This window comes from Billgrantia bachuensis (assembly GCF_011742165.1).
Classification (GTDB): Bacteria; Pseudomonadota; Gammaproteobacteria; order Pseudomonadales; family Halomonadaceae; genus Halomonas; species Halomonas bachuensis.
Window position 1 is genome coordinate 58,250 of sequence record NZ_JAAQTO010000030.1, and the last position, 26,304, is coordinate 84,553.

30 protein-coding genes and 1 pseudogene are annotated in these 26,304 nt (G+C 61.1%); 7 read left to right on the forward strand and 24 right to left on the reverse strand.

Annotated elements, in window-relative coordinates; all coding sequences use genetic code 11:
• Positions 1 to 60 precede the first annotated feature (60 nt).
• From HBJ55_RS22715 to HBJ55_RS12055, 7 genes and pseudogenes are all read right to left on the reverse strand, one after another.
• Positions 61 to 506, reverse strand: a pseudogene (locus HBJ55_RS22715) (HEPN-associated N-terminal domain-containing protein); the annotation flags it as partial.
• 127 nt (positions 507 to 633) lie between these two features.
• The gene (locus HBJ55_RS12035; RefSeq protein WP_167114846.1) at positions 634 to 864 is read right to left on the reverse strand and encodes a hypothetical protein; all 231 of its coding nucleotides are present in this window, start codon (positions 862 to 864) and stop codon (positions 634 to 636) included.
• A gap of 5 nt (positions 865 to 869) precedes the next feature.
• On the reverse strand, positions 870 to 1,379 hold the full coding sequence (locus HBJ55_RS22780; RefSeq protein ID WP_495697506.1) for an immunity protein CdiI family protein: 510 nt from the start codon (positions 1,377 to 1,379) through the stop codon (positions 870 to 872).
• A gap of 3 nt (positions 1,380 to 1,382) precedes the next feature.
• Positions 1,383 to 1,838 carry a hypothetical protein gene (locus HBJ55_RS12040; protein WP_167114848.1) on the reverse strand — a complete coding sequence of 152 codons (456 nt, stop codon included), beginning with the start codon at positions 1,836 to 1,838 and terminating at the stop codon, positions 1,383 to 1,385.
• Between the two features lie 90 nt (positions 1,839 to 1,928).
• Complete coding sequence (locus tag HBJ55_RS12045; protein WP_206022546.1) at positions 1,929 to 2,534, reverse strand: nuclease-related domain-containing protein; 606 nt, start codon at positions 2,532 to 2,534, stop codon at positions 1,929 to 1,931.
• A gap of 214 nt (positions 2,535 to 2,748) precedes the next feature.
• A complete protein-coding gene (locus HBJ55_RS12050; RefSeq protein ID WP_206022547.1) occupies positions 2,749 to 3,207 on the reverse strand; it encodes a GNAT family N-acetyltransferase in 459 nt (152 codons plus the stop codon).
• Between the two features lie 96 nt (positions 3,208 to 3,303).
• Positions 3,304 to 3,924, reverse strand: coding sequence for a class I SAM-dependent methyltransferase (locus HBJ55_RS12055; RefSeq protein ID WP_167114852.1), 621 nt, complete (start codon positions 3,922 to 3,924; stop codon positions 3,304 to 3,306).
• A gap of 750 nt (positions 3,925 to 4,674) precedes the next feature.
• On the opposite strand from HBJ55_RS12055, the gene HBJ55_RS12060 reads away from it, so the two are divergent.
• Both HBJ55_RS12060 and HBJ55_RS12065 read left to right on the forward strand, forming a co-directional pair.
• Entirely contained in the window at positions 4,675 to 5,112 is a 438-nt protein-coding gene (locus HBJ55_RS12060; RefSeq protein ID WP_206022549.1) for a nuclear transport factor 2 family protein, read from the forward strand.
• Positions 5,113 to 5,444: 332 nt separating this feature from the next.
• Positions 5,445 to 5,651, forward strand: a complete 207-nt coding sequence (locus HBJ55_RS12065) for a hypothetical protein (RefSeq protein WP_167114855.1) — start codon at positions 5,445 to 5,447, stop codon at positions 5,649 to 5,651.
• A 98-nt stretch (positions 5,652 to 5,749) separates the two neighbouring features.
• Here the strand turns inward: HBJ55_RS12065 and HBJ55_RS12070 are convergent, their stop codons facing one another.
• Entirely contained in the window at positions 5,750 to 6,931 is a 1,182-nt protein-coding gene (locus tag HBJ55_RS12070) for an MFS transporter (protein WP_167114858.1), read from the reverse strand.
• Between the two features lie 161 nt (positions 6,932 to 7,092).
• Here HBJ55_RS12070 and HBJ55_RS12075 point away from each other — a divergent pair, with 161 nt between their 5' ends.
• The gene (locus HBJ55_RS12075) at positions 7,093 to 8,508 is read left to right on the forward strand and encodes an aminotransferase-like domain-containing protein (RefSeq protein ID WP_167114983.1); all 1,416 of its coding nucleotides are present in this window, start codon (positions 7,093 to 7,095) and stop codon (positions 8,506 to 8,508) included.
• Here the strand turns inward: HBJ55_RS12075 and HBJ55_RS12080 are convergent.
• From HBJ55_RS12080 to HBJ55_RS12105, 6 genes are all read right to left on the reverse strand, one after another.
• Positions 8,493 to 9,041 (reverse strand): dihydrofolate reductase family protein, encoded by a 549-nt coding sequence (locus HBJ55_RS12080; RefSeq protein ID WP_167114861.1) that lies wholly within the window; start codon positions 9,039 to 9,041, stop codon positions 8,493 to 8,495. The genes HBJ55_RS12075 and HBJ55_RS12080 overlap by 16 nt on opposite strands.
• 50 nt (positions 9,042 to 9,091) lie before the next feature.
• Positions 9,092 to 9,667, reverse strand: a complete 576-nt coding sequence (locus HBJ55_RS12085) for a YdeI/OmpD-associated family protein (protein ID WP_167114864.1) — start codon at positions 9,665 to 9,667, stop codon at positions 9,092 to 9,094.
• Between the two features lie 81 nt (positions 9,668 to 9,748).
• Entirely contained in the window at positions 9,749 to 10,321 is a 573-nt protein-coding gene (locus HBJ55_RS12090) for a sugar O-acetyltransferase (RefSeq protein ID WP_167114867.1), read from the reverse strand.
• A 127-nt stretch (positions 10,322 to 10,448) separates the two neighbouring features.
• The gene (locus HBJ55_RS12095) at positions 10,449 to 11,159 is read right to left on the reverse strand and encodes an LrgB family protein (RefSeq protein WP_167114870.1); all 711 of its coding nucleotides are present in this window, start codon (positions 11,157 to 11,159) and stop codon (positions 10,449 to 10,451) included.
• Complete coding sequence (locus HBJ55_RS12100; protein ID WP_167114873.1) at positions 11,156 to 11,533, reverse strand: CidA/LrgA family protein; 378 nt, start codon at positions 11,531 to 11,533, stop codon at positions 11,156 to 11,158. Before HBJ55_RS12100 ends, HBJ55_RS12095 begins: the two co-directional genes overlap by 4 nt.
• Before the next feature lie 196 nt (positions 11,534 to 11,729).
• On the reverse strand, positions 11,730 to 12,545 hold the full coding sequence (locus HBJ55_RS12105; RefSeq protein WP_167114876.1) for an aminotransferase class IV family protein: 816 nt from the start codon (positions 12,543 to 12,545) through the stop codon (positions 11,730 to 11,732).
• Between the two features lie 101 nt (positions 12,546 to 12,646).
• On the opposite strand from HBJ55_RS12105, the gene HBJ55_RS12110 reads away from it, so the two are divergent.
• The gene (locus HBJ55_RS12110; RefSeq protein WP_167114879.1) at positions 12,647 to 13,603 is read left to right on the forward strand and encodes a LysR substrate-binding domain-containing protein; all 957 of its coding nucleotides are present in this window, start codon (positions 12,647 to 12,649) and stop codon (positions 13,601 to 13,603) included.
• A gap of 30 nt (positions 13,604 to 13,633) precedes the next feature.
• On the opposite strand, the gene HBJ55_RS12115 is transcribed toward HBJ55_RS12110, so the two are convergent.
• Positions 13,634 to 14,632: a nucleoside recognition domain-containing protein gene (locus HBJ55_RS12115; protein ID WP_240936083.1), complete on the reverse strand. Its 999-nt coding sequence runs from the start codon at positions 14,630 to 14,632 to the stop codon at positions 13,634 to 13,636.
• A 126-nt stretch (positions 14,633 to 14,758) separates the two neighbouring features.
• Between HBJ55_RS12115 and HBJ55_RS12120 the strand changes: the two genes are divergently transcribed.
• On the forward strand, positions 14,759 to 15,217 hold the full coding sequence (locus HBJ55_RS12120) for an Lrp/AsnC family transcriptional regulator (protein WP_167114882.1): 459 nt from the start codon (positions 14,759 to 14,761) through the stop codon (positions 15,215 to 15,217).
• 22 nt (positions 15,218 to 15,239) lie between these two features.
• Here HBJ55_RS12120 and HBJ55_RS12125 read toward each other — a convergent pair whose 3' ends face one another.
• The 4 genes from HBJ55_RS12125 to HBJ55_RS12140 are packed head-to-tail and all read right to left on the reverse strand — an operon-like array spanning position 15,240 to position 17,426.
• A complete protein-coding gene (locus HBJ55_RS12125) occupies positions 15,240 to 15,650 on the reverse strand; it encodes a VOC family protein (protein WP_167114885.1) in 411 nt (136 codons plus the stop codon).
• 47 nt (positions 15,651 to 15,697) lie between these two features.
• On the reverse strand, positions 15,698 to 16,315 hold the full coding sequence (locus HBJ55_RS12130; protein ID WP_167114888.1) for a LysE family translocator: 618 nt from the start codon (positions 16,313 to 16,315) through the stop codon (positions 15,698 to 15,700).
• Positions 16,315 to 16,914: a GNAT family N-acetyltransferase gene (locus HBJ55_RS12135; RefSeq protein WP_167114891.1), complete on the reverse strand. Its 600-nt coding sequence runs from the start codon at positions 16,912 to 16,914 to the stop codon at positions 16,315 to 16,317. The genes HBJ55_RS12130 and HBJ55_RS12135 overlap by 1 nt, the downstream gene beginning before the upstream one ends.
• A 17-nt stretch (positions 16,915 to 16,931) precedes the next feature.
• A complete protein-coding gene (locus HBJ55_RS12140; protein WP_167114894.1) occupies positions 16,932 to 17,426 on the reverse strand; it encodes an AAC(3)-I family aminoglycoside N-acetyltransferase in 495 nt (164 codons plus the stop codon).
• A gap of 139 nt (positions 17,427 to 17,565) precedes the next feature.
• Between HBJ55_RS12140 and HBJ55_RS12145 the strand changes: the two genes are divergently transcribed.
• Positions 17,566 to 18,156, forward strand: a complete 591-nt coding sequence (locus HBJ55_RS12145; RefSeq protein ID WP_167114897.1) for a YqaA family protein — start codon at positions 17,566 to 17,568, stop codon at positions 18,154 to 18,156.
• A 53-nt stretch (positions 18,157 to 18,209) separates the two neighbouring features.
• Here the strand turns inward: HBJ55_RS12145 and HBJ55_RS12150 are convergent, their stop codons facing one another.
• The gene (locus HBJ55_RS12150) at positions 18,210 to 18,869 is read right to left on the reverse strand and encodes a cell division protein ZipA C-terminal FtsZ-binding domain-containing protein (RefSeq protein WP_167114900.1); all 660 of its coding nucleotides are present in this window, start codon (positions 18,867 to 18,869) and stop codon (positions 18,210 to 18,212) included.
• Between the two features lie 463 nt (positions 18,870 to 19,332).
• Between HBJ55_RS12150 and HBJ55_RS12155 the strand changes: the two genes are divergently transcribed.
• Positions 19,333 to 20,748, forward strand: a complete 1,416-nt coding sequence (locus tag HBJ55_RS12155) for a PhoH family protein (protein ID WP_167114903.1) — start codon at positions 19,333 to 19,335, stop codon at positions 20,746 to 20,748.
• Positions 20,749 to 20,848: 100 nt separating this feature from the next.
• Here HBJ55_RS12155 and HBJ55_RS12160 read toward each other — a convergent pair whose 3' ends face one another.
• From HBJ55_RS12160 to HBJ55_RS22265, 4 genes are read right to left on the reverse strand one after another with little or no spacing between them, the layout of a single operon-like run.
• Entirely contained in the window at positions 20,849 to 22,645 is a 1,797-nt protein-coding gene (locus tag HBJ55_RS12160) for a proton-conducting transporter transmembrane domain-containing protein (protein WP_167114906.1), read from the reverse strand.
• Positions 22,642 to 24,147 carry a proton-conducting transporter transmembrane domain-containing protein gene (locus tag HBJ55_RS12165; RefSeq protein WP_167114909.1) on the reverse strand — a complete coding sequence of 502 codons (1,506 nt, stop codon included), beginning with the start codon at positions 24,145 to 24,147 and terminating at the stop codon, positions 22,642 to 22,644. The genes HBJ55_RS12160 and HBJ55_RS12165 overlap by 4 nt, the downstream gene beginning before the upstream one ends.
• Complete coding sequence (locus tag HBJ55_RS12170) at positions 24,144 to 25,634, reverse strand: complex I subunit 5 family protein (RefSeq protein WP_167114912.1); 1,491 nt, start codon at positions 25,632 to 25,634, stop codon at positions 24,144 to 24,146. Before HBJ55_RS12170 ends, HBJ55_RS12165 begins: the two co-directional genes overlap by 4 nt.
• Positions 25,631 to 26,299 (reverse strand): hypothetical protein, encoded by a 669-nt coding sequence (locus tag HBJ55_RS22265; protein ID WP_240936084.1) that lies wholly within the window; start codon positions 26,297 to 26,299, stop codon positions 25,631 to 25,633. Before HBJ55_RS22265 ends, HBJ55_RS12170 begins: the two co-directional genes overlap by 4 nt.
• Positions 26,300 to 26,304 lie beyond the last annotated feature (5 nt).

Consider the following 26,304-nt stretch of genomic DNA (forward strand, 5'->3'; position numbering starts at 1 on the left):
ATTTTTGGTTCTTAGAAATAGGTACCTAGCTCTGTTTTTGACAAAGTCAGCGAATCTCTGCCACCCAAAAAACAACGTCCTATCAATACTCAGGGAATAGGGGTCCTTCTCGCACCATTCTTGGTTATGGATAGATGCGCATATATCTTCGTAAGTCTCTCCGTGCACATTGCCCAAACCGATTTCGTCAAGCAAATCCCAGGTGTCATACACTGGGCAAACTGCCACCCCCCCTCTCGCGTTTCATAAGGAAGGCCTTCATCTGCTGGATGCCCCCACTCAAGACGAATGCTTGAGACGATATGCTCTATCAGCAGGTCCAGTTCGCAGGCAACAACATGTTCTCCCTGTACCATGCAGTAAGAGCATGATGAGTCAGTTTGATTATCTTCTATAAACTGCCTTAACCCGTATTCCTCAAAGCAGTCCATACATACAGTGATTCCTTCTTTCGAGCTGTAGCCTCTTTCCTGCTCTTCCTCCAACATCCGCTTTGCTATGCTCATATCCTCAATGCTCTTTCATAGATTTAACGCAAAGCACACGGGCGGAAAAACGCGTTAGCGTTTGACATCCCAGCAGCCGCAGGCTGCGCGTGATGCGCCTTGTTATGTGGTGACTTGTGCATCGGTTTCACTCTTGAAACTCCCACGGGATTTCCTTTTTGAAAAGCGCAATTGCTTCTTCTACAAGCTCTAGATCGAGTTCATTTTTATAAAGAGACACTTCTCTGGTCTTTTTCGTATCATCTCGAAAGACTTCCAGAAGCATACTGTCGCCAGAATAAATCTCTATTCCGATTCCATCCCGACTACCAACATCACTCGCTACAACGTACTTTTCAATCTTGGAATACTTATCCATGCTCGTTACTCGGCGATACCCACATGACGCTCGAAGCACGCGCGGTTTTGTAGTGAAGGCGAAGCCGCAACGAAAAAACCGTCGCGGTGCCTGCGATTGTTAGGTGCTGATTCATGGAATTGGCTCATAAACCACCTCGAAACCCGCCCCAAGCTCTGCTTGGAGTTTTGCCAGCATGGACAGAGCGGCCGCCTCAACTCCTTAAATTCCTCCTGACTCCAAGGACTTGGGTCAGGCGGATATTCCCAATTAAGCGCTTTGTCGTGCCAAGTAGATAATATGTCGAGTTCTTGAAGCGTTGCCTCTGACAGCGATAATTTTTCTTCGATAGGTCCAACATCAAAACTTTCGAGTGCAGCATCATTACCACACCATATGCAACCACCACCCCACTCGAACATAAGCCGTACTTTGTAGACAGCTTGCATAAGCACCCAACATTTGGTTAAGGGGCGGGGTTTAACCCGTCCCAGTGAGCGAAGCGAACGATTTGAACCAGTTGTTAGGGGACGCATGCACTAAACCCCGCTTTCCTTAAAATAGCGTTCCCATTCGGCCATGCACTCGCTTGCAAGAGTGAAGCAGCATTCCTCGCCACGTTCAGTGACTATTTTTGCTTCATCCAGGCTTTCTAGTGCGCCGCCGGGGTACGGGAAAATTGTTGTGGTCGACTTAAGCTGAAAAATCCCGAGTTCAGATTTACTTCTGGGCTTTTTCGTTAGCTTGCAATGCTTCAGTCTGTTGCATATGTCGGCGCAGATTCTTAGCGCTGGGCTGTTTTCTATGAATTTTTCAATATTGCTAAGTGAAGAATACTCTGGGCTATATTTCACCCAGTCTTTAAGGTGATAGCAGATTTCAAAGAATGAAAATAATTCGAATTCAGTGTTTCCACCGTACTGCGGGTAAACCCCCTCGCGAATTGGACGGAGTTTATTGAATTGATATTGTAGGCGGGCTCGTTGATATTCCAAAGCTTCTCCTGACGCCTGAGTTAAGTCGCGCCGCGAAGCGGCGTGGACGAATTGTTAGGCGCTCTCCCGACGATGCCACAGAACACGCTGTTACAGGCCATAGACCTGCTCCCAGTCCACGCGCTCGTCAAGAATGGCGTGGAAGTTCTCCATGGCGATAAAATCGTTCAGCACCGGCTCGCGGAACGACTTGATGTAGCGCACATAGCCGCCGCCGAGGGTGACGTTGTTCGGCATGCTGGTCTTGAAGACGGCGCTGCCGGAGAAGACCACCACTGAGTGGATGGCTTCCAACGGCACGTCTAGCATGGCTTCCAGAGCCTTCACATGCTTGTAGTTCTGGCGCAGCGGGTTCTGGAACTTGAAGGTCTTGCGGTAGATCTTCTGGGTCCACTGCGCCTGCTTCGCGCTGCCGAAGATCCAGCCTGTCATATGCTTGGTTTCGATGACGAAGATGCCGTAGCGGGAGACCAAGATGTGGTCGATCTGGGTGGTGCCATCGGGCGTGGGGAGCGTGACGTTGTGAACGCCCCGGTACTCATTCGCCGGCAGCCGCACCTTGGCGATTAGCTTGACGAAGGCCTCGCCGAACAGGCCCTTGAACCAGCGAGACTTGAGGAGGCCGAGCGACAGAGCGACGAGGAGGAGCCACAACAGGGGGCGTATGGCTTCAAAGAAGATCGAGGTGTAGTGCAAGGCGCGTCTCGCTCTGGTCCGGCGCAGGGCCATTGGTTCAGCTCGCTTAGCCCAACGCTAACGCCATCTTGCGTGTAAATCTACGTAACGAGCCTGAATTTTGACCTTGGTCGCGTAGGTATGGGTGAAGGCTTACGGCATGTAAGCCATAACTTACATGCCTGACAGAAGCCGATATAGGGTGACATTTATACTGAGATTGGCGACCCGCCAGCTAGAGCCGCTTGCGAAAGAATACGCGGTTGAAACCCGCTTCACGCCTGCGACCGACCTCGACGTACCCTAGCTTTGGGTACATGGCCAAGTTCTCCGTCATGGCTTCATTCGTATAGAGCTCAACGGCCCCATAACCCGCTTCCCTGGCGGCACGCTCAACGTGTTCGATCAAGCGCCTCCCGATACCGCGGCCACTGTACGCCGGCAGCACTGCAACATTTTCCAGGAGAATGTGGTCGCCTGCCGGATAGAACACAACGAAGCCGGCGATCTTCGATACGCAGGCAGCAACATCGACGCTGCCTTGGCCTATCTGGCTTGCAAAGTCGGCATGCATCGGGGCAGGCTCTCTGCCAATGCGCATGACGTATTTGGCATAGGCCTCATGTGCACAGGACCGAATATCGGCCAAGTCGGCCTCGACCGCGGGGCGAATATGGGCCACGAAGGTTTTCACGGACGTGCTCCCGACTTTTGATGTCAACTCGTGGAAGTAGCGCTCGACGACCGCTTCGCCAGCAGCGAGATCTTCATCAAGATAGCACCGTCAAGGTCAAGCGCTCTTCCTGGCTACGATGAATACCGTCGCCTTTCCGGGCTGCCACTCCCGCTCGATGGAGAACCCCGCATCGTTCAGCTTATCGACCAGGGCCTGCTTGCCAAAGCGATTCACATAGGGAGCAAGCCCCAGCAGCTGCATGGGAGGGATCGCCATACGAAACAGGACGTTGATGTCGCCTACCAGAACGGTGCTGGAGACGAACACGCCGCCGGGTTTGAGCAGGCCGTGCACCCTGGCCAGCGTCGCCTCCAGGTCCTCGAGCAGGTGCAGGATATTGAGCCCCAGCACGGCATCGAAACTCGCCTCCGCCAGCTCTACCTCTTCCAAGGTACCTTGCCGGAAGGAGATATTCTCGACGCCGGCATCACGGGCCTTCTGCTCGGCGATCTCCAGCATCTTATCGGAGATATCGATGGCGACGATATGCTTGACGTGAGGCGCATGAATGATCGCCGTGCTCCCCGTGCCGCAACCGAACTCCAGCACGGCCGAATCGGGCCGAAAGTACTCCTGGGTGATGGCGAGCTTCTTTTCGTACGCGCTCACGTTGCGAATGGGGCTCTTGGCGTAGCGCGCAGCACTTTTGTTCCAGAACGCTCTGGCGTTTTTCATCGATTCCACTCTTAGTCAGCGAACCCGGTAAAAGGAGTGCATGGTCCATCACTCGGCAACTTGCCCGGCATGATGCGCCGGGAAGTACTCTCGCCGGACCGGCCCGGGAAGCCCCAGTGCGCGCGCCGCCGGCAGAAGCGTTCCATCCACAAACCTGTCGAAGTCTTCTGCAGAGCGCCAAACATCCGCGATGCGCCAACCGCCGGCAACAGGGCCGCATGCGTGATAGAGAATGCCCTCTGGCGCTCCTCTCGAGGAAAGACTGTCTCCGAGCGTCTCATACTGTACTTGGGTAACGCCGGGGAATTCGATTGTGGTAACGACTGGCATGTGGTGCTCCGTAGACTTTTGCCTTCGATAGTTGAAAGTGCTTACGTGTGGTGTCTATTGGATCGGTAGCCGGTGAAGAGCAACACGATGAAGAGCAGAAATACCCAGCGCGGCGTGTTTCTTATTACCTCGATCAACATGGCTGATTCCCTGCCGTCGATTTCGCCTCAGCATAGCGAAGCGAGACCAACCCCTCCAGTCAGTGCTTACTAACCTGCCGTGAGCTACGGTAGCGCCGCTTGGCTCAGCCTCGGCACCCGAGAGGTCAGCGGAGCATCATGACCGCAGCCCCAACAGTAACCTGTCAGTATTACCAATCCGTGCTGCGGCTTCACAATTTGGTGGCAATAAACGGATAGTCGCTCCCTTGGCGAGGCCAGTATTTTCTTATTGTCATTCATATACAGCCGAGGTGGCGCTATGAAAATCAGCCAAGAAGAATCGCTTACCACTATGCAGATGCTCGAAAGGATGTTCCAGGTGGAGATGGCTTTTATGCAATCGGAGTCAAAAGACGTTCGCCTATTAGCGGATGCTTTTCACCCCGATGTTGTCGTCCACGAGCCTACATCACTCCCGTACTCAGGCGACTGGATAGGCTTGGAAGGTATCGCCGGGTTGATGCAGCAAATGAACAGAGCATTCAGCAAGGTGGCAGTGGAGGATCTGAGTTGTGCTGGTTCCCCAGCCAAGCTGTACGTGTCAAGCACCTTGCATCTGACAGCCCGAGCAAGCGGAATTTCAATCACTCAGCCATTTTCACAAATATTGAGGTTTGAGAACGGATTACTGATTGAAGGTACGCCCTTCTATTTCGATACAGCGGAAATCGACGCTATTTTGAATCACCCTACCTGAGGGTAGAGGGTAGAGGGTAGAGGCTTGGCGCTCTGCGCGGAGGCCACGGCGTGGCCCCACGCCAGCGCGGCTGTACCCTTCTAAGGCCTCGCAAAAAAAGCTCAAGATTGGGATGGGCAAGCCGATAAACCTTATACTAGGCTAAATGCAACTTAATGTTACCAAATGCACGATTAATGTATCTGATCGGCGACGACTCGGGCAGTGCCTAGTGGATGGAGAGGCGCTTTGGCGCCATGAAGCCCGCCGAGCAGACGAGATCAAAGCCGAGCGCAAGCGCGCTGTGGTGAACTGGAGAATCCTGGCGTTGATGCGCCAGTGGAGGTGACGCCATGAGCTGGACCCAACTCCCTGACAACTGGTGGTGCAACGAGTTCGGCGACCAGATCCACCGCTACGAGATCCTGGACGACGAAGACCGATGCCAGATCGAGTACCACCTCCGCCAGGCAGGCGAGCGTCTGCCTTGGAGTGGCAAAACCCACACGCTGGCCGAAGCCCAGCGTCAGCTGGAGCACAACCGGACATTGATGGTCTGAGGGCCTTCATATTGGCGGCTCGCATGAAAGCGCCCAAGCAGTGCGCGCGAGCGAGCGCCAAGTCGACGCTGTTTCGTCGTACACTGAGCTCCCTCCAGTCAGTGCTTACTTGCTTGGCATACGTTGTTGGAGTGCCCTGCGGCTAAAATTCGTCCGCGCTGGAGAATGCCGAGCGCCATAGCCACACCGCCAAGTAGTGCCAGACCAAAGATCCCCAGCGCAGCGGCATGGCCGAAAGCATCGACCAGGATTCCTGTGGTGATAACGGGAATGCTGAAGCCGAGGTAGGCCATCAGGAAGTAGCCGGCGCTTGCCCGGGCGGGATGCTCCGCCGCCAAGTCGAGTACGCCACTCAGCCCACCCAGGTAGATGAAACCATAGCAGGCGCTGCTTGCCGCGACGGTACCCAGCAACACCGCCACCAAATCTCCCCGCAAGGCTCCCCAGGCGATCAATGCGTACGCCAAGGGCAAGATGATCAGGCCCAACTGAGTGGCCTTCTGCGGAGCCAACTTTCTTGCCCATGGCTGGAAGAGCACACCACAGCTGCAGACACCGAAAGTCGCGAAGCCGGCCCAGCCCGATAGGCCATGCTGGGCCAGGGTGGAAGGCAGGGTCGCGATGACCAGCCCCACGGTTGCCCATGCCAACAAGATGGCGAGCCCATAGCCGAGGGCCCCGGGGGGATAGGTTGGCAAACGCAACATCTCGGCCCCAGCCCGCCGTGAAGAATCATTCTTGAGCGTCAGCACCAGCAGTAGTGCCAACGAAGCGGCTCCCAGATAGAGCCACAAGCTAGGTGGCGTCAGGCTCGGCGTGTGTAGCACGAACAAAGTGGTAACGGCCGCACCTAGTCCAAATCCCAGTGCGGTACTGGCCGTAACCCAGTTGGCCGGAACCCGGCTATCCTCTCTCTCGAACAGCATGGCCATATAGGTGGGTGCCACTGCCGATGTCAGCGCCGTGCCGATGCCCATCATGAAGCGCGCGATACCCAGGGTAACCAAGCCAGGCATAGCGAGAGTTAACGCCGTAGCAGCCAGGCACAGCATCAGCGCAGTGACGATCAACGGTTTGCGCCCTACCCGTTCGGCAAGCCCATTGAAGCCCAGCAGCACCGGCAGAATGCCGACCACATAGCAGGCAAACGCAACGGTCGTGGCGCCCACGCCGGCTCCGCTACGCGCTGCCAAGGCATCGTAAAGGGGCGCTTGCAGGTTGACTGCCGTTGTAATCACGCAGAGGGCGAAGGCGAGTCGAATGGGTTGGGATCGGCGCATGGTCAGGGGCTCATGATGCATGTGGAAAAAACGCGGGCTTCAGGTCAGCCGCGTGAAGGACAATTGCATCTTCGTGCCACGCATGGAAAGGTACGATCTCGCTGCTTTTCGAGAAGCTGTTCCAGGATTTTCTTGTACGGTTACCGTGGGGCGTACCGATGATGAAGTTGGAATTGGATAAGCATTCGAACGAGCCTCTGGTAGAACAGCTGGTCGAAAGCCTGGTGGGATGGATCGGGCGCAACGGCGGCGGTGGTGGAAGCCGCTTACCTTCGATTAGACGCTTGGCCGCGGAACATGGCATCAGCCGAAATGTCGTCATCGAAGCCTACGAACGGCTGATGGCCCAAGGGCTGGTACGTTCAAGGCCTGGCTCGGGGTTTTATGTTGCGGCTACGGCGCAGACGGCCCTTGCCAAAGTGAATGCGGCACCGAGCCAACTGGAAGATTTCACGAACGATATGTGGAGTCTCTTCCAGGCTGATGAAGATCACTTGAAACTCGGCTGCGGCTGGTTACCCAACCACTGGCGTGAAGGCGATGACCTGACCTATGCCATTCGCCAAGTCGCGAGACAAAGTCGCTCGGGCATCTTCGACTACAGTACGCCACTGGGCCCGCTGGATCTGCGCGGATTGATCCAGGAGCGCGTGCGGCTGTTGAACATCACGGCCGACGCTAGCCAGATACTAATGACTGGTGGTGGCAGCCATTCGCTGGATCTTCTTGTGCGTTTTCTACTCGAACCCGGGGATGTGGTATTCGTCGAATCGCCGGGTTATTACAATCTCATTGGCTTACTACGCTTGCAGCGTATACATGTCATCGGCGTTCCTCGCCTGGAAAATGGCCCCGATATCGACCGCATGGAAGCATTGCTCGCCCAGCATAATCCGAAGCTGTTTTTCATCAACAGCGTTTTTCATAACCCCACAGGCTCTACTCTGGCACCTGCCATCGCCCATCGCATTCTGCAATTGGCCGAAGCCCATGACTTTCAGATTGTCGAAGATGATATTTATGCCGATTTCCAGCTGGAACCCAGTACCCGCCTAGCCGCTTTGGATGGCCTGGATCGTGTCATTTATCTGAGCAGTTTCTCCAAAAGTCTTACCTCGTCGTTGCGCGTCGGCTTCATCATTGCCAAGCAGCCTCTGCTCAAGCCTCTTGTCGATATCAAGATGCTGACCAGCATTTCTTCCTCCCGCTTTGCCGAACAAGTCGTAACCACCATGCTCCAGAACGGCAGCTACAGGAAATTGACGGAACGCCTCAGGAGCAAGCTCTCGGAGCAGATGGCCTCGGCGCTCACCCTGTTAAAGCGCGCCGGCTGGGAAGTCTTCATCGAGCCGGCAGGCGGTATGTTTGTCTGGGCACGCCATCCCGCAGCCGACTCATCGGCCCAGCTCGTCGACCAAGCCCGTCGGATGGGCATTACGCTGTCGCCAGGGCACTTGTTCCTGCCTGAGGGCGATGATTCACCCTGGATCCGGCTCAATGTGGCTTATATGAGTGACCCAAGAGCTAGATCATTCATCAGCGAGCCTGGTGGAACGCTGGCTTACGGCACCCTGTAGCACAGCTCCGCAAAGCCCGTGCCCACCTGGCGGACGGAGACCAGCTCCAGCGGCGGGTTGGTGATACGGCGTGGAAACAGCGGCTTGCCGCTGCCCAAGGTGACCGAGCCCACCTGCACGAGGATTTCGTCCAGCAGGCCGGCATCATAGAATTGGCCCGCTAGATCGCCACCGCCCACGATCCAGAGGTTCTTCCCGCCAGCTGCTTGCACCATCTCGGCATGAACGGGCGCGACGCTGCCCTGCACGAAGCGAATATCCGCACCTTCGATGCTCGGTAGCTTGCGGCTCGTGAAGACCCAGGTTGGCTGCGTATAGGGCCATGGCGACCCGGTTGCCTCGGCAACTTTCTCCGAATGGCGCAGCATCCACTCGTAGGTGGTGGAGCCCATGGCCAGCGCCCCGACCTCTGCAAAGAAGGCGGAGTAGCTCGTATCGTTGATGTCTCCCAACGGGAAGAGCCAGTCCAGGGAATCGTCTTCGGTAGCGATGAAGCCGTCGAGGCTCGTCGCCGTATAGTACTGCGTCTTCATGACATTAGGCTCCCTATGATGAAGTGCTACTCGGCTGCCTCAGCGGTCGTTCAGCCCTTGCCGGCGAGAATGTTCGGCACGCACTTCTCGATTCTCGACGTTCGCGTGCTGGACTGCTTGGCTCCGGAGAAATGAAGGATATACCCCCGTTGCCGCCCCGGTGTGAGCGCTTCGAAAGCAGCTTTTAACGCCGCGTTGCCATCCAGCGCCACCTGGAACTCCTCGGGGTATTCCAGCTCGTGCTTCTCCTTGAACTCCACCGTCAGGCCGGCCTTCTCCACTTCAATGGCTTCATGCAGATAGGCTTTTAACGTTGACTCCAGTGCATCGATTTCTTGCGCATGGGTAAAGCGAACCTGGCGCATCGCCTGGGAATGCTCTCCCGGTGCGACGAGAATGCCTTCGGGGTCCTTCAACAAGCTTCCCTTGAAGAAGCCGAGCGCGCAGTAAGCCTTCATTGCAAAGATGATGGCCACGTTGCTGCCCTGGAACGAGTAGCAAAGCTTTCCCCACTTAACGTCTTCGCTCAACCCACATTCAAGCAGCATGGCTCGCAGTTTCTTTCTCTCCTCCTGCCACTCGGTCTTGCTCAAGAGCGCTTCGACTTTTGGATTTGTTGTTTTCATTGCCTCTTTTCTCTTGGTCAATTAAACGATCGCCTCGCCCCAGTTAGCGCTTACTTACACCGTAGCCCTGTCAGGCTCCCCTTAGTGCGATTCGCCACTCTCGAGGGAGCGAATCACCCGGCAGGGATTGCCGCCGGCAAACACATCCTCGGGGATGTCCTTGGTCACCACGCTGCCGGCGCCTATGACCGAGCGAGCACCGATAGTGACACCGGGGCAGAGGATCGCCCCGCCGCCGATCCAGACGTCGTCGCCGATGGTGATGGGCTTGGCGGCTTCCAGGCCGCCGCGGCGCTGCTCGGCATCGAGCGGATGGGTGGCAGTGTAGACCTGCACGCCCGGGCCGAAGAGCACATGGTTCCCGATGGTGACCTGCGCCACATCGAGGATCACACAGTTGAAGTTGAAGAAGACCCGCTCGCCCAGGGTGATATTGCCGCCGTAGTCGCAGTAGAACGGCGGCTCGATCAAGGTGCCCTTGCCCATGGTGCCGAACAGTTCGAGCAGCAGCCGCTTGCGCTCACTCCCCTGGTCGTCGCTCGAGTCGTTGAAGGCCTTGGTCAGCAGACGGGCGCGACGCCGTTCGCGTTGCAGCTGGGCATCGCGCGGGTCGTAGAGTTCGCCGGCCAGCATCTTCTCTTTTTCCGTTCGCATCGTTTCCTCATGTGTTTGGCGGTAAGCAGCCCATCCAACCGGCAGAACTTACTCACTCTAGACCACCCATTGGAAACGGTCTCGTGCTGGACGGGGCCGCCAGCGAACCGTACGAGATAGCGTCACATCACAGGCCAAACAACCGCCAAACGAGCGGCAGGAACAGCGCGGTGAACACGCCCGTCAGGCTCATGCCGAGCGAGGCGAAGGCGCCGGCGGTGGGGCCGAGTTCGAAGGCGCGTACGATACCGATGGCGTGGCCGTTCACGCCGAGGGCGAAGCCGAGGATGCGCTTGTCAGTGATCTTGAGCAGGCGGGCCAGCAGCGAGACGAAGATAGTGGTCAGCACGCCGGTGATCAGCAGCCCGCCCAGCATCAGCGAGAGCGAGCCGCCGATCTGCTCGCGAATGCCCATGGCCAAGGGTGCGGTGACCGACTTCGGCGCCAGCGAGGCCAGCACGTCAGGTGGCGCTCCCAGCAGCCAGGCAATCAGCACGGCATAGAGCGCGGCCAGCACGGCGGCGAGCGGCACGCAGCAGAGGATCGGTTTCCATAGCGCGAAGATATGCTGCCGCTGCTGGTAGAGCGGCACCGCCAGGGCTACCGTGGCGGGGCCAAGCAGCAGCGTTATCCAGCTGACGTTGTGCTGATAGTCGACATATTCATAGCGCAGCAGCCATAGGCTTGCCGCCGTGAGCACGGCGCCGATCAGCACCGCCGGGCACCAGCTCGGCCGGCCCATCCGTTCGAACAGATGGATGCCGCCCAAGTAGGCGGCCAGGGTCAGCGCGATGGCGAGTATCGGCGTGTCCAGCAGGGAGGCGTGCAGCTCGCTCATAGCCGGCGCTCCCGCTCATCGGCGCTCACGACTTCCCGGGGCATGAAGCGCCGCATCAGCCAGAGCGTGGTCAGCACGCTGAGGAAGGTGCCAACCCCCAGGGCAACCATGATCGCCGTCCAGTGGCCGGCGAACTCCTCGATCACGAAGAACACACCTACCACGCCGGGCATGATCAGCATGGCGAGCAGCGGAATCAGTGCCTGGCTCGCCGTGGCCACGCTCTCGTTCAGGCGCCGCTTCGCGAGCAGCCAGGCCAGCAGCAACAGCAGCCCCGCCATGGCGTGGGAGACGGGAAGCGACAGCAGCTCGACGACAGCGTGGCCGAGCAGTTGGAAGCCGAGCAGCCACAGGAACCCACGCAACAGCTTCATGCCATCTCCAGTCGGCTCAGGACGGTGTCCGCTAGTGGCTGCCGAAGAGCCAGGCAGCCAGGACAGGTGCATTGCCGGAAGATTACCACGCTATCATTTGCGCGTGGATGCTCCTGGTCTTTACCCAACTCCCGTTCCTGCAGTGCCTCCGCCCCAGTAAGCGTTTACCTACCTGGCAGTGCCCGGCATGAGGGCCTCAAGACGCCTCAAGCGGCTCGGCGTGATAGGCCTCGTGCAGCAGGGCGAGGAACTCCGGCGCCTCCGGCAGCGCTACCGGGCCGATCCGGTTGACGGCGATACCAGGCGTCCATGAGTTCATCACCACGGCCCCCTTCAGCGAGGATAGGTCCGACAGGGTCACCGCCTGGGTGCGCTGGGGAATGCCGAGCCGCTGCAACTGCCGACGCAAAATCCCCATGGTGGTGCCCAACAGCATGTCGGCCTGCGGCCATACCACGGCGGCACCATCCCAGAAGGCGAGATTCCAGATCGTGCCTTCGCTGAGCCGCCCTGCCCTATCCAGGAAAACCGCATCGTCGTAGCCCTGCTCGACGGCCTGGCGCAGGTAGTAGGTCTTGGCCACTTCGCCAACGTGCTTCACTTGCGGCAGTACGCGCTCATGCTCGACCGGGGCAAGCGCCAGCGGACCCTGTGGGCCGGAAGAAGGCGGTGCCGTGCGCACCAGCACCTCCGGGGTCGCTTCAGGCCCAGCCACGGTGAATTCCCCCGCGGGCGAGTACAGCGTGGCCAGAAGCGAGAGATCGGCAGGGCCTGCCTCCACGGCCTTTCGCAGGTAGCGACGGATCTCGTCGTCGGCAAGTGCCTGGCCAAACAACTCCCGCGATGCAAAGCGCAGCCGTTCCAGATGAAGATCGAGGCCGCGGATCTTGCCGCCCCGTATTTGCATGGCGGTGAAATGGGCATAGCCCGCGAAGGCCAGCGGTGAAAGCTCGCTTGCCGTGGCGTCAAGCCCGTTGCGCTGGGTCACGTAGGTTTCCTGGTTTGCTGTCATGAGGTCGCTCCGTATTCAAGGTTCGCTTGATAATGTCGCGTTGACTCTTTCCTGAGAAACGAGTACTTCTCGATGAACTATCAAGTTTGGCTTGAAGAACGATGAGCAACCGACTGCTGCCTGGCACGCGAGCATTGAGAACTTTCGAAGCCGCCGGCAGGCACTTGAACTTCACTCGTGCCGCCGAGGAAGTGGGACTGACGCCGGCGGCGGTCAGTTATCAGATTAAGGAGATGGAACAACAGCTGGGTATCGAGCTGTTCGTGCGCAGCAGCCGCAGCATTCGGCTAACGCCTGCCGGAGCGGTGGTGTTCGAGGCTGCCAGCGAAGCCCTGGAAAACCTGCAGCGTGCCGTGGGGCGAGCGAGAAAAATGGCCCGGGGTTCATCCCCGCTGCGCCTCTCGCTCGGCGCCCGATTCGCCACGAACTGGCTGCTGCCCCGGCTCCCCCATTTCAGGGAGGCCGTTCCCTCCCTGGAGTTGACGTTCGACATTACCGACGACGTCAGGGATTTCGAACTCGACGACGTAGACGCTGCCATTCGATTCGGCAGCGGCCAGTACGCCAATGCCCGCTCGGACAGGCTGTTCGAGACAACGGTGGTACCCGTCTGCAGCCCGGCACTGCTCCAGGCCGGCCCCAGCCTGAAGGCCCCCCGGGATCTACTGAAGCACACGCTGTGCCACGTCGATTGCCACGTGGGCGGCCAGGCCTGGCCGAATTGGCCCATGTGGATGGCGGCGGCAGGCATCGACGATTTCGACGCCAACCGCTGCGTGGCCTTCCCGGAGGCGAGCCATGTCGTGCAAGCCGTACTCGAAGGCGGCGCCGTGAGCCTTGCCGAGCCGGCCATGATAGAAAGCGAGCTCCGCCAGGGCCGCCTGGTGAAGCTGTTCGACATAGAACTCGCGGTGATGCCGGCGTTCGCCTACTACCTGGTCTATCCCGAAAGTGGCCAGTTCGACCCGCGAATCCAGGCCTTCAGGGAGTGGCTGCTCAATGAAGTGCACGCTTCGCCCCTCTCGGAAACCGGCCCTGCCGCGCCAGCGGCCGTGTGAAGAGAGCCACCCTTTCTCAAGAGCTCTGCATCAAGGGCTCTGCACTCTTTCCGGCACCGTTCTTTGGGCAAACATCCACGCCGGCAGCTGGGCGCGCCTCAGCCAGGGCAGCCTGGCCAGCAGGGCGATGACCACCAGCGCGAAGCCGAGCCGTGCCCACAGCAGGCCGGAGAGGTCCGCCCCCATCAGCATGATCAGCAGCGTATCCTCGATCAGGCTGTGGCAGAGGCCGAGGAAGCAGAGCGTGAGCACGATGTCCCGCGGGGTCAGGCGGCCGGAATGCGCCTCGCGCAGCAGCAGGCCGGCACCGAAGGTGAGCCCCAGGGTGATGCCGATCACGGTGATGTTGGCCGCTGCCGGGCCGATGCCCAGTAGCCGCAGCAGCGGGTAGAGCAGCTTGTGAATCAGCCGCTCGACGCCCAGCCAGTGCAGCAGCCTGAGCAGACTCATCAGGGCGAAGATCACCACGAAGATGGTCGCTAGCGTCGTGGCCTGGCCCTGCAGCCAGGCCATCAGGGTCGCCTCCTGGGCGGAAGGCTCCCACACCACGTGATTGGCGTGCTGAAGCCAGTCGCCCAGCGAATAGCTCAGGTGCAGCAACCAACCCAGCAGCCAGGCACCGCCGACTCGCAGCAGCAGCGTCAACCACCAGGGCACGCCGGCCATGCGCGCCACGGCCCCTTCTATCGGCAGCGAGTGCCCCACGGCCATCAGCGCACCCAGCACCGTTACCTGCGCCACGGTCAGCGGCGTATCCCGGGTGACTTCGAAGAAGATGACCAAGCCGGTGTAGATGTTGGTCAGCAGCGTGGCGGCCCACACCAGGCTCAATGGCTCGGGCAGCCCCAGCGGCGCCATCAAAGGCGAGAGCCAGTGGCCGAGCAGTTCGGTCATGCCCAGCATTTCGAGTGCCTTCACGATCAGCAGTGCCGGCACCATCACCTTGAGCAGGGTCCAGTAGACCGTCCAGGTCTCGCGCAACAGCTTGACCATCGTGCCGAGCAGGCGGGCTGGAAGTCGTTGTGTCATGTGGACGTCGTTCCGTCAGGGAGCCAACTGCTTACTTTACTCATGTACCGAGCAAGGCGATGGTGTTCTTACCCCGAAACGGGAAGAATGTTGCTTTTTGTTGGCCCCGGGGGAAATTTCCTGCACATGGACAGACTCGACCTGAGAATCCTCGACCAGTTGCAGCACGATGCCAGCCTGACCAACCAGGCACTGGCGGAACACGTTGGGCTTTCCCCTTCGGCATGCCTGAAGCGCGTTCGCCGCCTGAAGGCGCAAGGCGTGATCCAGCGCGAAGTGGCGATCCTGGCGCCCGAAGCCCTGGGCGCCAACCTGCACATGGTGGTGGAGGTCACCATGGCGCGAGACGACAAGGCGCTTTACGGCCGTTTCACCAAGCAGATGGAGGCGGCTCCCGAAGTCACCCAGTGCTACCAGGTCACCGGCGAGGTGGATTTCGTACTGATCGTCAGCGTGCCCGACATGCAGAGCTACGATCGCTTCTGCGACCGCGTACTGGATGCCAGCGACGGCGTGCACAAGTTCCGCACGCTGATATCGCGCAAGCGCACCAAGTTCGAGACACGGCTGCCGCTGGGTAATTGATCGCTGGGCCAACGCGCTCGCCCTACTCGTCCTCGGGTCCGATCCAGACGAAGGGGTTGTGGGCCACTTCCCAGAGGTACCCGTCCGGATCGGCGAAGTAACCCGAGTAGCCACCCCAGAAGACTTTCTGGCCGGGCTTGACCAGCTTGGCGCCGGCGCCAACCGCCTGCTCCAGGAGCTCGTCGACCTCCGCCTCGGAGCCCAGGTTGTGGGCCAGGGCGATGCCGGCAAAGCCGCTGCCTTCGGCAGGGACGCCCGCGTCCTCGGCCAGCGACTCACGGCCGTAGAGCCCCAACCAGGTGCCGTTGAGGGTGAAGAAAGCCACTTCGGGCGGCGACTCCATCCTGGGCAGACCCAACCCCTGCTCATAGAACCGAATCGACGCTTCCAGGTCCCGAACGCCGAGCGTGATCATGCTGATTCTTGGCTTCATGTTGCGACTCCTCTATTGGCTTGCCTGTGGCACTCTGCGAGTCGTCATTAGCGTCGGGCCACCAGCAGGCCCACCCCGGCACTGCCAAGCAGCGCCGCGCAGCCACGATTGAACAGCCGCCGCATGGCGGGGCGCGAGAACCACTGGCGCAGGAAAGCGCCGACATAGGCGTAACCGGCGATGGCCACCCACTCGAGCAGCAGGAAGAGCGCGCCAAGAACCGCGAACTGCAGCGCAACGGGGCCGGCAGGGTCGACGAACTGCGGCAGGAAGGCGGTGAAGATCAGGATCGCCTTGGGATTGCCCGCCGCCAGCAGAAACTCCTGGCGGGCCAGCCCCAGCAGGCTGCGCTGTCGCTCTTCCAATTCACGCTCCTCGCCGGGCGCGGCGACCCACAGCTGGTAGGCCAGCCAGAACAGGTAAGCGGCCCCCAACAGCTTGATGGCAAGAAACAGCTTTTCCGAGGCATACAGCAGCGTGGCAAGCCCGGAGGCCGCCAGCGCAATCATCGCCATGAACGCGACCAGCCGGCCGATTCCCGCCAGGCAGGCGACGTTGACGCCGTATCGCTTGGCGTTGCTCATGGAGAGCAGGTTGTTGGGGCCCGGCGCCAGGTTGAGCGCAAAACAGGCCGGTATGAACAGCAATAGCGTCGTCAGGTTCATTACCACTTCCCGTGTTTTGGGTGGTGAGTCACGCTTGTATCCGCTGGCGTGGCCGAGCCGATCAGTCCGGTGGCGACCGACCGCTGCTGCCATTGCGCCCGATGCATTCGGTATAGACGCACCGCTCGCTTGTGGAACTCCAGCGCCTCGAAGCAGCCGAACCCTACCTTCTCCACCACCCGCAGCGATGCCGTATGCGCCGACTCGACAATAGCGACGATCGAGTCGAGCCGCCGATCGCTGAAGGCATGCTCCAACGTAGCAAGAGCGGCTTCGGTCGCCAGCCCCTGGCCCCAGTATCGCTTGGCGAGCCGGTAGCCCAGGTTCAGCTCCATGGCGCCTTTGATCCTTTCAGGAGATACGCCGCAGAAGCCGACGAAGTTGCCATCTTGCCTGTCCATCAGTGCCAGCGGCCCCGTACGATGTTTGATGTAACAGTCGAAAGACCAGTCGAGGAAGGTGCGAGTGGCCATGTCGTCACAAACGCCGCGCAACGAGTGGCGCATTACCTCCGGGTCGGCAAGCATCTCGGCCAGCGCCGGCAAGTCGGCGGTGGCCAGTGGGCGCAGCCGGAGGCGCGGCGTTTCCAAATCGAACATGGGTCCTCCCTGAAAGATCATGCTTGGGCGCTGGTCGCCCCTGAGCTCGGCGGCACCGGTATATCGAAGTGCAGCACATCCTCGCGAGCGCCGAGTTTCGAATAGAGCTCGATGGCAGGGGTATCGCCCAGGTCCGCCTGAACGTAGACGACATAGGCACCCCGCTGCGCCGCAATTTCCTTGAGCCTCTCGATCAGCGCCGTGGCAATGCCCTCGCGCCGGTGCGCTTCTGCCACCGCCAGGTCATAAATATAGATCTCGCTGCGTTCCTGCTCGAACTTGGGCAGTTCATAGGCGGCCAGGCCGCCCACCACCTCGCCTCTCTTGCGGGCCACCAGGGCAATGAAGGTATCGCTTGCCAGCAGGCGTTCCATGTAGGCCCGACCGGGACGAGCGGCACCATAGGTATCTACTTCGTTGAACGCCTCACCGAACACGGTCAGCAGCTCATCCATCAGCATGCTGTCGCGGGGGGAAAGTGTCTCGATGACGAATCTCGTGGTTGTGTCCATCTTTCACCTTGTTCGTACTAGCGCGGCCCCGTGCTGCCGGCACGTTGTCCTGATCGAAAGGACTTTGGGAGCAGTTCCGTTATGCGCTATTCGATGGGCTATGCTCAAGTTTTTCCACTCGCAAGGATGCGAATCGGCCATGTCACGACTTCATCTGACTTCCGCCAGGGACTGGCTCGACCGCCTGAATCGCTCGCCTCATGCCCTGTGGCTGTTGTTCGGCGCTTCGATGCTGGAAACTTTGCTGGTGCCGATCCCGATCGAAGTCATCCTCATCCCCTGGATGCTGTGCCATCCCGAGCGGAAATGGACGATTGCCGGCGTGGCATTGGCGGGCAACCTGGTAGCGGCATCGCTGGGCTATTTGCTGGGCGTTTCCGTCATGGAGCAGTGGGGGAGTCAACTGATCGGGCTGTTCGGCAGCCAGGAGACCTTCGAAAGCTTTCGCTCAAGACTGCAAGCAGATGGTTTCATGGCCGTGGCCACCATTGGAGTCACGCCGGTACCCTTTCAGATCGCCATGCTGGCCGCCGGAGCGAGCGGCTACCCCTACTCGCTCTTTCTACTGGCAGCGATGCTGGGCCGTGGTGTGCGCTACTTCGGCCTCGCCCTGCTCGTCGCGCTGGCCGGCGATGCGGCGCTCAAGCTATGGGAACGACATGCCAGGAAGGTCGGCCTGGTGCTGCTGGCGCTGTGCGGAATCTGGGTGTGGTATGAGGTGGCCAGGTAAGCGCTGATGGCTCGCCTGGCGCTTTCTTGTCGTGCTTCACCGGGATTGAACAACTAGGTCAATGAAGCACTATTCTGCGCATGTTGCCTCAGCTGCTCGAACTCCTCGTTACTGACGGCATTGCGCTCGGCATCGAGAATGTGGCCGCCGAGAGCAGCGATCGACTGAGTGATATCTATCAGTGTCTCGGGGTTGCGCGCCACGCTGCGCTTGCTGACGAAATGGATCAGGATCGAGACGCCTGGCACGGTGGGCTGGTCGTCGCCTTCATGGATGGGCGGCAGGGTACCGGGAGGTGACGAGTTGGCGATGGTGAGCTTGTAGCCGGCGAGAGGGTCGCGAATCTTGTAGACACCCAACTTGGCGTCATACTGGGCGTTGTACTCCTTGAACAAGCGGGCAAGACGGCGGTTGGTATCCAGCCCCGGCCAGTCGAGTATTACGAAGAGGCATTGCTTGATGTCTTTGCCCGAGGCAACCTGGAAGCGATGCATCGGCTCCTGTGCATCTGGCAGAGGCTCAGCGACTACGTTCGGCCGAACGGCTGCCTCCGAGCTGGGCTCGGGCGCCGCTTCTGCCACAAGGCGAGTTGCCCGTGGTGCTTCTTCGAGCTCGCTGCGTGCGTTGCGGCTCTTCACGAATGCCACCATGCACACCAGCGAGAGCAGCAACGCAACTCCCGCCACGATCAATACCACTACGACCGGATCCATCCTGCGTACCTCTACCTTCGCTGGCCCATGGGCACCCCGATTGCCGCGACATTCCCTACGTTCATCAGTCTACGAACACACCAGGCAACGTCGTGTCGGGCTATTGTTGTTTTCGTGCAGATTACGCCGTTACGCTACGCATCGCCATATGCGCAATCAACGTTAGCAGGAGTCGGCCATCCTTCCTTCCGCCGAGTCGCATTTCGCTACGCCAGCGAGCCTTTCCAGCCGTGCCATGACGATTCGCCAAACCATCACCCAACGTACCAGTTTTGCCATACGGCTTGCGTTGAAGCTTTTCAATGGCAACCAAAGCGGTGAAACGCCATGCTAGGAGACATCAAAGCCATAGAGGAGCCCGCCATTCGAAGTGACACTGGCCGCCAGAGAGCCGGACTGTCATACCATGGAATGATGTGAAGGCCAGTGTTGTTGGTGCCGTCAACTCAGGAGCGCTGCCCCGATGGTACGACTCGACAAGAAAGCCAAGCGGTTGTATGTGCTGGATACCAACGTCCTGCTGCATGACCCCGCTGCCCTGTATCAGTTCGAGGAGCACGAAGTGGTCATCCCGATGACCGTGCTCGAGGAACTCGACAAGCTAAAGAACGGCCTGCGCGAGATCGCCCGAACCGCCCGCCAGGTCAGCCGTACCCTCTCCGACCTGACCAACCAGGTCACCTTCGACGAAATTCAGCAAGGCATCCCGATTCCTCGCGCCGGGGGGACCACGCTCGGCAAACTCGTATTCCTCTGCTACCCGGAGCTGAAACCGCTAGAACATCTCGAGGAAAGCCCCGACAACGTGCTGCTGGCGGAAACCTGCCGGCTGCGCGACGAGCGTCCGGATGCTTCGGTCGTTCTCGTGACCAAGGACATCAACCTGCGGGTCAAGGCCGCCGCCCTGCACGTGCCGGTGGAGGATTACCTGACCGACCGCGCCTTCAGCGACAGCGATGTGATGCTCGAGGGGGTACGCATCTATCCTGATGCGGAGGGCAGCAGCAGTGGCCCATGGAACCAGATGGAGGTCAACGTCGAGGTGGAGCGAGTCGACCACCACACCTTCTATCGGCTGGAAGGTCAGGTTCCGAGCGACTGGCACCTGGGCATGCTGGTTTCCGACAGCGAGAACGGTGCCAGCTTCGAGGCCATCGTCCGCGAACTGGGCCCCAAGCAGGCGCGACTGCAACTGCTGACCAACTATCGCCACAGGGATGGCGTCTGGGGAGTTCATGCCCACGACAGCCGTCAGAATTTCGCCCTCAACCTGCTGATGGATGACGACATCGACCTGGTCACCATCGCCGGCAGTGCCGGCACCGGCAAGACCTTCATGACACTGGCGGCAGCCTTCCAGCAAACTCTCGATGCCAAGCGCTTCGAGCGTATCGTATTCACCCGGGCGCCGATCTCGATGAGCGAGGACATCGGCTTTCTGCCCGGCACCGAGGAGGAGAAAATGTCACCGTGGATGGGCGCCTTCCACGACAACATGGACAACCTGCTGCGTGACGAGCACGACGGCAGCACCAGCTGGAGCCAGGACGCCACGCGCAGCCTGATCGGCTCCCGGGTGCAGATCCGCGCCCCCGGCTTCATGCGTGGGCGTACCCTCAATGACACCTTCCTGATCATCGACGAGGCGCAGAACTTCACACCCAAGCAGCTCAAGACCCTGCTCACCCGGGCCGGGCGCAACACCAAGATCGTCTGCCTGGGCAACGTCGGCCAGATCGACACGCCCTACCTCACCGCCAACACCTGCGGCATGGCGGCGGTAGTGCAGCGTTTCAGCAACTGGGCACATGCCGGCCACGTGACGCTGCGCAGCGTGGAGCGTTCACGCCTGGCACTGGCGGGAGAAGAGCTGCTGTGAACTGAACCTCCAGGCCTGGGGCGGCACCCAGGCCTGGGCTTGATCCAAAGCTGTTCGCCTTGACTGACTTTCGCTCGACGACTTGCAGTCGAAGCCAAGGCTAGCCTAGCCAGAACCCCAGCAGCAGCAGCAGGGCCACGCCGATCATCAGCGGCACGGCCAGATGAGTGAAGACTCGCTCGTAGTGGGTCAGGTCGTCGAGCCAGGCCCTGGCGCGACGCTCCTTCACCACCAGGCTAGCGCGCACCCGATGGCTACCGAGCTGCAGCGCTCCGCCTACTGTCGTCAGCCCCGCCGCCGCCCACCGTGCCAAGACCAGGTAGACCCACCACAGGTCGCCTGCCGGCAACCGCGAGAACTTTTCCCACTCTCCCTTCCCCGCCTTCGCCGTCAGCAGCACCAGGCCGGCCAGGATCACCCCCAGCCCCGCCGGCCACAGCAGCCCGGGAAGTTCCTTGAGCGGTGGCCACGGCACGCCAGGCTCCCCGATGGGTAGCCACAGCGGTACCCCAGCCGCCGCCAGGACGGCGAACAACCAGGCCAGCAACATCGGTGAACGCCAGTGAAGAGCAGGCTCGCCGCGCCTGTGCCATTGGCGCCACAGCGCACGCGCCACCAGCAAGGTGCTGCCCACCGCCGCCACGCTGAGCCAGCTCACCAGCGTCGAGTGCCCACCTTCCTTGAGCACTTCCTTGATGAACCCCTTGGCGATCAGCCCCGAGGTCAGGGCGCCGCCCAGCGAGAGCGCCGGCAGCGCCAGCAGCGTCACGATCAGCCAGGCCGGCAGCCGCGGCGGGTGTTCGCTGATCCCCACGCCGAGAAACAGGGCGCCCTTGGTCATGCCATGGTGGCCAGCGAACAAGGTCACCGGTGCCAGCAGTGCCGGCCATAGCCCTGGCGTCACCAGCCCCACCCCCACCAGACTGGCGAGCATGCCCAGTTGGCTGACGCTGGAGTAGGCCAGCACCGCCTTGGGATGACGCTGGACCACACCCAGCAAGGCGGCCACGAAGGCCCCCGCCAGCCCTGCCGCGATAATGGCTTCGCCAAGCCGGGCCAGCCCCGCCTCGGCATCGCCCAGCGGCAAGGTGTACAGCCAGCCCAGCACGCCGGCCTTGACCATGACGCCACTGAGCACGGCGCTGGCTGGCGTGGGCGCTACCGGATGCGCCAGTGGCAGCCAGACGTGGAACACGATCACCCCCGCCTTGACGCCGAAACCCAGCCACAGCAGGGTCGCCATCCAGAGCCCCTGCTCCGCCTCGGCGATGGCGGCCCGCAGCTCGCTCAGGGTCAGCGCCTCCGCGCTACCCGCCGACCACAGCAGGCCTCCCAGGATCAGTGCCTCGCCGCATAGCGCCATGACGATGTAGGCCAGCCCACCGCGTCTGGCGTCGTGATTGCCGGTATGCACCACCAGGCCGTAGGCGGCCAGGGTCATGGTGATGAACCCGAGATAGAAGCTGGGGATGTCCTCGGCCAGGATCAGCAGCAGGTTGCCGGCCAAGGTCAGCGGCCAGAACAGCGAAAAGCCCAACAGCCGGCGAAAGGCGCTCTCGTCGCCGGCTTCGGCACAGCGCTGCTCCTCTGCCAGGTAGCCGCGCGCATAGCAGCCGGCCAGGAACCACAGCAGGGCGCCGAACATCAGCCAGGGCCGGCGCGCTGCATCGTATTGCCACAAGCCACCCAGCAGCCAGCTTTCCAGAGCAAACGACAGCTCGCCGGGCCACAGTGCCAGGATCAGCGCCGGCAGAGGCGCCGAGGCCCACCAGCCATCGAGCAGCTCCCGGCGCGGCTCGTGGCGGCGCATGCCGCCTTGCTCCATGGCCTGCACCAGCCCACTACGCAGCAGAACGAGCAGCGGCCAGAGCACGGCAATGGGAAGCAGCAGGCTCACGGCAGGTACTCCTCTGTCGCCACGAAGGTCGCCAGATCCAGCGGACTGAAGGTCATCCCCGCCAGCAGTCCCACCAGAATGCTGAACAGCGTTGTGGCGGCGGTGGGTAACAATAGCCAGGCGCTGGTCTCGAAGCGCCCCAGGTTGCGCTCCTCGGGCCAATTGCCGTGGCCATGCGCCGGGCCGTGGCGGAACCACAGTCTGTGCAGGATGGGCAGGAAATAGGCGGCATTGAGCAGGCTGCTGGCCATCAGTACGACGATCACCCACGACATGCCGGCCTGCACCGCGCCCATGCCCAGGTACCACTTGGTGATGAACCCGGCCACCGGCGGCAGGCCGATCATGCCCAGCGCCCCCACGGTGAATGCCAAGCTGGTCATTGGCATTCTCCGCCCGGCGCCGTCGAGCTCATCGATGCGGTGGATGCCGAGCTCCTCGGCGTAGTTGCCGGCACAGTAGAACAGGGTGACCTTCATCAGCCCCTGGTGCATCAGGTGGACGAGCCCCGCGATGGTGCCGAAAGGCCCGAACAGGCTGATGCCGAGAACGATGTAGGAGACCTGGCTGACGGTGGAATAGGCCAGCCGCGGCTTGAGCTCCTGCTGCGACAAAGCCTTCACCGAGCCGTACAGGATGGTGACGGTAGCGATGACGCTGAGCAGCATCAGCAGGCCGAGTTCATGCACCAGGGATATGCCATAGACGTCGTAGACCAGGCGCACGATGCCGAACGCCCCCGCCTTGACCACCGCTACCGCATGCAACAGCGCACTGACCGGAGCCGGCGCCACCATGGCTCGTGGCAGCCAGCCATGCAGCGGTACCAGCGCGGCCTTGACGCCGAGCCCCAGCAATAACACCAGGAATAGCACGGTCAGCATCGGGTGGGCCTCGGGCCCAAGATCGGCCAGCCTCTCGCGTTGGCCGAAGGCAATGTCACCCACCAGGGCGTGCAGCGCCACCACGCCGAGCAGCAGCACGAGACCGCCGGACAGCGTGTAGCGCAGGTAGATCGTGCCCGCTTGCAATGCCTTGTCATGCCCGCGGTGTACCACCAGTGGGTAGGTGGCAAGCGTCAGCAGCTCGTAGAACAGCAGAAAGGTGAACAGGTTGCCGGCCAGGGCGATGCCCACGGTACTGGCAATGCACAAGCTGAAGAAACCGAAGAAGCGCTTGCGGTTGGGCGAGTCCTCGAGATAGCCGATGGCGTAGACCGTGGTGGCCAGCCACAGCAGCGCAGAGAGACCGGCAAACATCAGCCCCAGGGCGTCGACCTGAAGGAAGAAGGCAGCGCCATCCACCACGGTGAAGCCGAAGGAGTAATCGCGCCCCTGGTAAAAGCCCCATACCAGCAGTGCGACCAGCACCAGCTTGAGTACGGCGGCCGACAGGTTGACCACGGCCCGCGCCCGCCAGGCGCGCTCCGGCAGCACGAAGATCAGCGGCGCCACCAGCAGCGAGGTGGCCAGGATGAACAGCGGCAGCCAGGGCTGGCTCATGATCCTTCTCCCGCACCGCGCAGCAGGTCCAGTGGCCCTTCCATTGCCAGCCCCAGCAGCAGAGCCGACAGCGCCAGCAGCAAGGCGATGGCATCCATGCCCCAGGGCACCGGGTGGAACTCATATTCCGGCGCATCTTCGATGAAGGAGTAGCGAAATACGCGGAAGACGTAAGCCGCGCTCAACAGCGTGCCGATGCCGAGCACGGCTAACCACGGCCAGTGACCGCCGGTCAGCGCCGCATGCAGCAATAGCCACTTGGCGGTAAAGCCCATGCTCGGCGGCAGCCCAACGAGGCTGATCGCCGCCATGCCGAAGCTGAGCAGAGAGAGCGGGAAACGACGACTGGCACCGGCCAGCCCCGCAACGCGGATCTCACCGGTGGCGAGGATCAGGTTGCCGGCGGCCAGGAACATGGCCGCCTTGGCCAGGCCATGGGCGGCCAGCTGCAGCCAGGTACCCTCCCAGGCCAGTGCGGCAACGGCAGAATCGGTACCGATCAGCAGCGGAAAGGCCAACAGCAGGTAACCCAGTTGCGAGACGGTAGACCAGGCCAGCACGTCCTTGAGCTTCGCCGCGCGCCAGGCCATCACGCCACCCCAGATCACCGCAGCACCAGCCATGCCACCTATCGCCCACGCCGCCACTGTTGCCTCGGGCACCAGTACCAGCCATAGCTGCAAAGCAATGAAAAACGAGGCCTTGACGACCAGGCCGGCATGCAGCGCGCTAATAGGAATCCAGGCCGAAGCGTGCACGGGAGCCAGCCAGGCATGCAAGGGAAAGGCCGCGGCCTTGAGCAGCAGCCCAGCGCTGAGCAGAGCCACGGCCACCCACAGCGGCGCGCCGGGTTCGACAGCCCGGGCCAGACCCGCCAGATCCAGCCTTCCCCACGCCCCTAGCAGCAGCGAAACTCCCAGCAGGAAGGCCAGCGAACCCACCAGCGCCAGCAGCAGATAGCGCAGCCCGGCGACCAAGGCATCGACCTTGCCCGTCAGCAGCATCAGCCCAACGGCAGATAACCCCATCAGCTCGAGACCGAAGTAGAGCGAAAGCAGATCGACCGCCAGCCAGATCAACGATAGGCTCGATATCAGTATGCCCAGCAGCGGCCAGAACCAGGCTTGGCCTCGTGGCTCGCGCTGTGGGTCCTCGCGCAGATAGGCGGGGGTATAGAGCGCGCTGGCCAAGCCGATCAGATAGGTCAACGCTATCAAAATGAGCGTCAGCCCGTTGATGCGCCAGTACAACGCCAGGGAGCCAATCTCTATCATCCAGCTCCGGCCTGCCTCGCTGTCCACGTCACGCCACAGCCAGGCCAGGGCCAGCAGTGGCAACAGGCCGGCCATAGCCACGGGCCAGCCACGCGCAGGTCGCACCAGGCCGCCAACAGCGCCAAGCAACAACGGCAGGCCGAGCACGACCCATACCGCCACCATGCTTTCTGCCTGAATCGTAAGCGGCGACAGTCCCAGACGCTCGATCATGTCGAAGGGTCATCCGCTCGGGGCGCAGCAGCATGCGCCCACTCCAGCGCCTCGATCCGCCGAACCAGCAGCGCCCCGAGCGCGGTCCCGACAAGCGCCACCACCAGGCCGATAACGACCAGGCCGTGGGCGGCAGGCATGGCCGAAGGGCCGACCAGTGACATGAGCAACAAGAAGATGCCCGTGCCGATGACGTTGAACGCCAGCAAACGCCGCAGCAGGTGGCGATGCAAGGCAAAAGCCCATAGTCCCAGCACCAGCAGCCCCAGTCCCCCAGGGCGCAGCGAACCGGAACTATCGTCGTCGAGAGCAGCCAGGGTGACGCCCAACATGGCGAGTACCGCCAATGCCGGCAACAAGCGCTCCAGAGCGAGCCCCCAGGTCAAGGGCACCGGATCGTGCCAGTGCGCGAAAAACCCCCGCGGCCTTCTGACGCTGGGCGTCACGCCCAAGGCGTGGAACAGGAAGGCGCCGGTCAGGACAGCGCCCAGCACCAGTTCGAGCAGCGCCAACCAAACCAGCCCAAGCCGGGCCCAGGCCAGCGTGACTACCAGACCAAAGGCCACGAACCAGGAGCAAGCCCGCACCAGATGGCGATCGAACAGCGACAAGGCGGCCAGCAGCAATAGCCCAGCGGCCAGCAATGTCTCCTCGAGTGGCGGCATGGTGC